6 protein-coding genes are annotated in these 7,416 nt (G+C 56.0%); 4 read left to right on the forward strand and 2 right to left on the reverse strand.

Going from position 1 to position 7,416, the window contains the following annotated elements:
* Positions 1-54: 54 nt before the first annotated feature.
* Entirely contained in the window at positions 55-1,650 is a 1,596-nt protein-coding gene (serA, locus tag PFRI_RS12475) for a phosphoglycerate dehydrogenase (protein WP_072631037.1), read from the reverse strand.
* A 69-nt stretch (positions 1,651-1,719) separates the two neighbouring features.
* Entirely contained in the window at positions 1,720-2,862 is a 1,143-nt protein-coding gene (locus PFRI_RS12480) for a phosphoserine transaminase (protein ID WP_072631038.1), read from the reverse strand.
* Positions 2,863-3,127: 265 nt separating this feature from the next.
* Between PFRI_RS12480 and PFRI_RS21685 the strand changes: the two genes are divergently transcribed.
* From PFRI_RS21685 to PFRI_RS12505, 4 genes are all read left to right on the forward strand, one after another.
* The gene (locus PFRI_RS21685) at positions 3,128-4,009 is read left to right on the forward strand and encodes a helix-turn-helix domain-containing protein (RefSeq protein ID WP_245812368.1); all 882 of its coding nucleotides are present in this window, start codon (positions 3,128-3,130) and stop codon (positions 4,007-4,009) included.
* Between the two features lie 41 nt (positions 4,010-4,050).
* Entirely contained in the window at positions 4,051-4,479 is a 429-nt protein-coding gene (locus PFRI_RS12495) for a plasmid mobilization protein (protein ID WP_245812370.1), read from the forward strand.
* A complete protein-coding gene (locus PFRI_RS12500) occupies positions 4,473-5,750 on the forward strand; it encodes a relaxase family protein (protein WP_072631039.1) in 1,278 nt (425 codons plus the stop codon). The genes PFRI_RS12495 and PFRI_RS12500 overlap by 7 nt, the downstream gene beginning before the upstream one ends.
* 266 nt (positions 5,751-6,016) lie before the next feature.
* Positions 6,017-7,147, forward strand: coding sequence for a Fic family protein (locus tag PFRI_RS12505; RefSeq protein ID WP_072631040.1), 1,131 nt, complete (start codon positions 6,017-6,019; stop codon positions 7,145-7,147).
* Positions 7,148-7,416: the final 269 nt, after the last annotated feature.

Genomic DNA, 7,416 nt, shown 5'->3' on the forward strand with positions numbered 1-7,416 from the left:
AGGCCAAGGCGTAAAGCAGAAAGGCCGCCCTGAGAAGAGCGGCCTTGGAATTCGTTATACAACGTCGAACTCAAGCGGCTTGACTTGTTGGAACATGCCTGTGCCATCGAGCGTTTTCAGGACGTCCGCTGGGATAGGATTGTCGACATAAAGCAGCGCAATCGCTTCGCCACCCACATCTGAACGTCCAAGCGTAAAGTTGGCGATGTTCACGCCGTTCTTGCCCATCGTGTTGCCGAGCAGGCCGATGATACCGGGCACATCTTCGTTCGTCGTGTAGAGCATGTGCGCGCCGATTTCAGCATCGATATTGATGCCCTTAATCTGGATGAAACGCGGTTTGCCGTCGCTGAAGACAGTGCCTGCAACGGAACGCTCGCGCTTTTCCGTGACGACAGTGACCTTAACATAGCCATCAAACGTGCCGGATTTTTCCTGATTGGTCGTGCTGATCTTGATACCGCGTTCTGCCGCGATCACAGGCGCAGACACCATGTTCACATCAGGATTTACGCGCTTCATGATACCCGCGATGGAGGCGCAGTTCAGCGCATCTAGGTTCATTTGTGCGACATTGCCATCGTAAAGGATGTTGATCGCCTTGATCGGTTCATCCGTCATTTGGCCAATGAACGCACCAAGGTGACCCGCGAGCGAGACCCATGGGCCCATGATCTTCGCTTCCTCAGCAGTCACTGACGGCATGTTGAGAGCATTTTCAACCGCACCTGTGTTGAGATAGTTCGACATTTGCTGCGCCACTTGCAGAGCGACGTTCTCTTGCGCTTCGCTGGTTGCAGCGCCAAGGTGCGGGGTGCAGACCACGTTTGGCAGGTTGAAGAGCGGGTTTTCCGTCGCGGGTTCTTGTGCGAACACATCGAATGCAGCGCCAGCAACATGACCGGATTTGAGCATGTCTGCGAGGGCTTCCTCATCGACCAGACCGCCACGGGCGCAGTTGATGATACGTACACCTTTTTTGGTTTTTGCGAGGTTCTCACGACTTAGAATATTGGCTGTCGCATCAGTGAAAGGGACGTGCAAAGTGATGAAATCGGCGCGCTTTAGCAGCTCTTCGAGTTCGACCTTCTCAACGCCCATTTTTGCGGCTTTTTCTTCCCCCAGGAAGGGATCATAGGCCACGACTTTCATCTTCAGTCCGCGTGCGCGGTCGCACACGATCCCGCCGATGTTACCTGCGCCGATAACACCAAGAGTCTTGCCCGTGAGTTCGACGCCCATGAATTTAGACTTCTCCCATTTGCCAGCATGTGTGGAAGCGCTGGCCTCTGGGATTTGACGTGCAACTGCGAACATCATCGCAATAGCGTGTTCAGCGGTCGTGATCATGTTGCCGAAGGGCGTGTTCATAACGATCACACCCTTTTTAGAGGCAGCGACCTTGTCAATATTATCGGTGCCGATGCCTGCGCGTGCGATGACCTTGAGGTTGGTCGCGGCGTCAAGGATTTTTTCAGTCACTTTGGTGGCAGAGCGGATCGCGAGGCCATCGTATTGACCGATCACTTCGGCCAGCTTGGCTTTGTCTTTGCCGAGCTCTGGTTGGAAATCAACATCAATGCCCGCATCGCGGAAGATTTGAACTGCGGTTTCGCTGAGTTTGTCAGAAACGAGTACTTTGGGAGCCATGGTTTTGGTCCTTTCAAAATAGGGAGGTGTGGGAATTTTCTAGAAAATTCGGCCACGAAGAATTGCGCGTTAGGCTGCTGTGATTTCTTGCTCGAACGCATAGGCGAGCCATGGGAGCATCGCGTTGATGTCCGAGGTCTCGACCGTGCCGCCGCACCAGATGCGTAGACCCGAAGGTGCGTCGCGATAGCCACCAATGTCGAGGGCGACGTTCTCTGCTTCTAGCCATTTCGCGATGGCTTTGGCAAAGGCAGCACCGTCAGTGATGCGCGCATCTGTGAACTTGAGGCAGACAGAGGTATTAGAGCGCGTGGCTGGGTCAACCGCGAGGAAATCGATCCAATCGTTCGCCGCGACGAAACCTGTGATCGCCGCAGTATTTGCATCCGCACGTGCGATGAGACCTTCCAGACCACCGACGGAACGCGCCCATTTGAGCGCTTGCAGGTAATCCTCTACAGCCAACATCGAGGGGGTGTTAATCGTCGCACCAGAGAAGATGCCATCAATCAGCTTGCCACCTTTTGTGAGGCGGAAAATTTTCGGCAGAGGCCACGCAGGCGTGTAGCTCTCTAAGCGCGCAACCGCGCGGGGGCTGAGAATGATCATGCCATGCGCAGCTTCACCGCCGAGAACTTTCTGCCAAGAGAAAGTCGTCACATCGAGCTTGTCCCAGGGTAGATCCATCGCGAAAGCAGCAGAGGTTGCATCGCAAAGGGTCAAGCCAGCGCGATCGGCTGGGATCACGTCGCCGTTTGGCAAACGCACACCAGAGGTCGTGCCGTTCCACGTAAAGCAAACATCGCTGTTGAAATCGACGGTGCTGAAATCAACGATCTCGCCGTAATCAGCCGTCTTAACTGTCGCGTCGAGTTTGAGCTGTTTTACTGCATCAGTGACCCAGCCAGAGCCAAAGCTTTCCCATGCCAGCATCTCGACATGACGTTCCCCAAGCAGGTTCCACATGGCCATCTCGTAAGCGCCCGTGTCAGAGGCTGGCACGATGCCGATTTTATAGTCTGCTGGCACGCCCAATATCTCGCGCGTCTCTTCGATCGCGGCTTTGAGTTTGTCTTTGCCAACAGCAGCGCGGTGCGAACGGCCAAGGGCTGCGTCTGCGAGCGTGTCGAGTGTAAATGTGGGGGGTTTGGCACAGGGGCCAGAAGAAAAACGCGGGTTAGCCGGCCGCGTGGCCGGTGCTTGAATCGTCATAGCTGGTATCCTCACAGATATTTGCCCTTCGTTGGGGAAGGGTGTCCCACCGCCGGACATACGGAACCCCAGTAAAAACAGCAATAGGCAAAGGTGTTTGCTTCGTAGGTAAATGTAGCTGTTTGCAGAACGATGCAGGAACGCATGTTTCCTATTGGCACAAATCTGACACAAGGAAATCAGGTTTTGTTCCACAACACCGAGCCGCAGAATCAGGCGGCAGGCTTTATGCTATCTCCCCATTTCTGTCGGGTCAGGTGATGCCATGAGCGGCATGGCGCTAATCTGGGCCGCGAACGTTAAAGGCCTGAAGCCCGCTGCCAAAATCGTGCTGATCCAGCTGGCGGATTTCCACAACAAGGAGACTGGCCAGTGCAACCCGAGCGCTCAGCGGTTAGCGGACGAGTGCGAGATGGGCCGTGCAACGCTGTTTCGGCACATGACGACTTTGGAGGAGTGTGGGCTTGTCACGCGCCATGCTCGGGGGGACGGGGATGGAGGGCGCGGGTCCAATCAGTATGAATTGCATCTCGACATTACCCTTGGGCCAAGCGCACGTCCAAAGGGCGGGGGCAGCGGTGCAATTGGGGTTGCGTCTCAAAATGAGACGGGGGGAAACGTCTCAAAAAGACGGGGGAAAAGTCCCAGCGGTGAGACGGGGGTAGTCCCAAATCGGGACAGTAACCTTACCATTGAACCTAAGAAAGAACCTCCTTCGCGCAGGTGCGAGGCGGCGGCGGACGAAGATGCTGAGAAGATTTTGGCGGCCTATCCGCCCGACCGATTGCGAGGCAAAGCAGTCTGCCTTGCCCAGATCGAAGAGGCCATGAAGGAAGGGATCGCACCGGAGGATTTGCTGCAAGCCGTCAATGCCTACGCGACCGACAGCGCAGGTTTCACCCGTTCCAAGGTCTGCTTTTCCGACAACTGGTTTCAGTCGCGGCGCTGGCAGACCTATGTCGAGAAGCAGGCCGAAGATCGCGAAAAGACGGCAGCGTTACAGGCAAACCACCATGCGCGGCTGGCGTGCTGGATCAGTGATCGCAGCCCGATGTGCAAACACATCACGGGCACCCAAGTCACTGCTTTGCTGGCCTCGAAGCTGGTGACACAGGCACAAATCCAAGCCGCAGGCCTCAGATCATGACCGCAACCGATCCCACAGAAGAGCAAACAGCAAGGCGACCCATGTCATACGCTGGCGCTGCTGACACGGGACCTTGCGAGGGGCGGCAAGCCTCCCCTTCGAACCCCACCGGCGCGGGGAAAGCCCGCACCAAAGAGCCGCTGACCGAGACCTTCGTCTTCCGGTGCACAGCGGCAGAGAAGGCCCAGTTGCGCACCAAGGCCGAGGCTGCTGGCCTGCCTGCCGCGACCCTTCTTCGCGAGGCATTGGGCCTGACTGAGGCCCGTCGCCGCAAGCCCATCCCCCGCGTTGATCCGGCGCTGGTGCTGGCCGTCGGGCGCATCGGCGGCAACCTCAACCAGATCGCCCGCTGGCTGAACCGCGCGATGCTGGCGGGCCGCATTGACCTCGACGCGCTCACCGTTGCCCGTCGCCTGCTGACCATCGAACGCCAGCTTGCCCAGATCATCGAGGCGGCGCGCCGATGTTGATCAAGTTCTTCCGCAACGGCAAAGGCGCGGGCGCTGGTCCGGTCGGCTATCTCGTCGCGGACAAGGTGCTGGCCTATGACGACAACCGCGACCTGATCCGCGATGCCGACGGCCAGCCAATGACTGTCACGCGCGAGCCTTTGCCCGATGTCCTTCGCGGCAATCCCGACCGCACCGAAGCCCTGATCGACGCCAGCCGCCACCAGTGGACCTACCGCGCAGGCGTGATCAGCTTTGCCGCCACCGACGCCCCGACCGAGGAGCAGCAGGCCGAGGTCATGGACGGCTTCGAGCGGCTGGCCTTCGCGGGGCTGGACCCGACGCAATATGAGGTGCTCTGGGTCCGACATACCCACGAAGACCGCGTTGAGCTTCACTTCTGCACACCGCGCTTGGAGCTGACCTCGGGGCGCAGCCTGAACATCGCGCCGCCCGGCTATCAGAACGCGTTCGACAGCTTGCGCGACGTGATGAACCAGAGCCATGGCTGGGCCGATCCTATGGAGCTAGAGCGCACCCAAGAGGTCCGCGACACCATCGAGACCCCAACCCGCGCCCAAGGGCGCGAAGAACTGCACGCGTGGGTTCTGGATCAAGTCAGCGTTGGCCTAATCACTGACCGTTGCAGCATGCTCGACGCCCTTACCGATGCTGGCTTCGACATACCGCGCGCGGGCAAAGCCTACCTAACCGCCAAAGACCCCGAAACTGGCGAGCGCTGGCGTTTGAAAGGAGAGATTTTCCATGAAGACTGGCAAGCCGACTCGGCTGAGCGAGAAACTGAACGCGGAACTGGACACGATCCGGCAGGACTACGCCGCCTCGATGGCATCCCAGCTGGAGAGCTTCAGGACCGATTTGAGCACCATTGCGACCATCGCGCATCGTACAATCGAGACCGATACCCGTACCTTTCTGCGACAGAACAAGAGCTGGCTGACGATCTCGCCTTGGCTGATCACGGGGACGTTCTTGGCGGGGATCGTCTTGATGATGGCTGCGAGCTTGCTTTGGACGCTGATGCTGGCCAGCTCAGAGATGACCGAACTGGGCCTGACGCGGATCGACAGGGAGGACGGGACCTGGCTGGTGCTGGACCCGACCAAGACGCGGCTGAGGACCTGCACGCTAGGCGGCAGATCAGTGACCTGCATCAAGATCGAGGAGAATTAGATGACAACACCCCTGACAGCCTTGGAACGCGACTTGCTCGCCTGCGTCGAGCGGTTGGTGACGGCCTGCGAGTTACGCGACGCTCGACAAGCAACTGAGCACGAGCTTGAGCTTAGCGAAGGACGCCGAAGAGAGGTTGAGACAGAGCTAGAGGCGCGGGAAGTCGAGCTGGACCGTGGGATGACGCACTAGGGCGAGACCCATGTTTGTTTCATTGTCATTGAAGCAAGAAATTTGTGTCAAAAGGACAGACAATGGCGGCTACTTACCCGTGTGATTCAAGAATGGCACTTTTGTCGACATACGAATCTCTGTATGTTGTAAAAAATGGATTTTTTAGACATACGATGATTGGTATGATTACATGACCGCCAAAACAACTACCATAACTAGAGAAGCCCTCGTTGAGCGATACCAAATACCTCCGCTGCCACCACATCCTGATCTGGAAACGCGGAAGGTTCTGAAGGCATTGACGATCGCTCACAAGAACCTTGCTGAGCTGAAAGGTCGCGCAGGTAGCATCCCTAACCAAGGCATACTCATTGACACCTTGATGCTTCAAGAGGCTGCTGCGAGTTCGGAGATTGAAAACATCGTCACAACTCAAGATGAGTTGTTTCAAATCGATAGCCGAAAGGGAATTTATCCATCTCCTGAAGCCAAAGAAGTAGGCATGTACGGCGAGGCATTGAGGCTGGGATATTCCCAGTTGGTTGAGAAAGATGGCATGATAAGCAGCAACCAAATCATTGCCCTCTTTCAAACTCTAAAGGGCAGCACGGATGAATTTCGAAAGATGCCTGGGACTGCTCTTAAGAACGAAAGTTCAGGCGAAATAGTATATGTGCCGCCACAATCTCACAGTGATATATTGGATCAGATGCGAGCGCTTGAGCACTTCATCAACACAACAGAAGAAACGGACCTAGATCCACTCGTTTCAATGGCTCTTATTCATCATCAATTTGAAAGCATTCATCCGTTTTCTGATGGGAATGGACGCATTGGGCGCATTCTGAACGTGCTCTACTTGTGCAGGGTCGAACTCCTCGAGATTCCAATACTGTATATCAGTCGCTATATCACTCGAAACAAAGGCGAATACTACAGATTGCTTCAGAACACCTGCGACACGTTGGAGTGGGAGCCATGGTTACTTTATATGATTAACGCAGTCTCAGAGACGGCCAAAGAGACCACCCAGCTTGTTTTTGGAATCAAGCAGTTAATGTCTGAGTACAAGAACCGAATAAAGCGTGATCATCCCAAGTTATACTCACATGAACTCGTCAATAACCTGTTTCGCCACCCATACACCCGCATTGAATATGTCATCGAAGAAGTAGGAGTTGGGCGACAAACTGCAGGCCGGTATCTCGACCAACTTACCCAGTCAGGTCTTCTAGAGAAGGTGAAAGTTGCCCAAAGCAACTATTATATAAATGCACCGCTTGTTCAGTTGCTTTCACAAAATGGTCCGGAGCCACGCTAGTCCCGCACCCAAATACAAACTTAGGGATCAATCTTGATTGCGGCGACCGGCCTTTGGGCGTCACACAAGCCACCATCCCATCAGACAGGCGCTACCAGCCACTCTGGCAATGGGGGCTGCCGTTCTCCAATACGCCGCCGTTCGCTGCGCTCTGCCTGAACTGACACAACGCGGGACGAAGCGGACTTTCAATGCTCTTGTTCGAACGGCAGCTGTGATGAAGGTTTTTCGATGCGGGCCAGTGCGCGAGGTTTCGGCGAGGGACTGAC

The sequence above is a fragment of the Planktotalea frisia genome, from assembly GCF_001890925.1.
GTDB classification, from domain to species: Bacteria; Pseudomonadota; Alphaproteobacteria; order Rhodobacterales; family Rhodobacteraceae; genus Planktotalea; species Planktotalea frisia.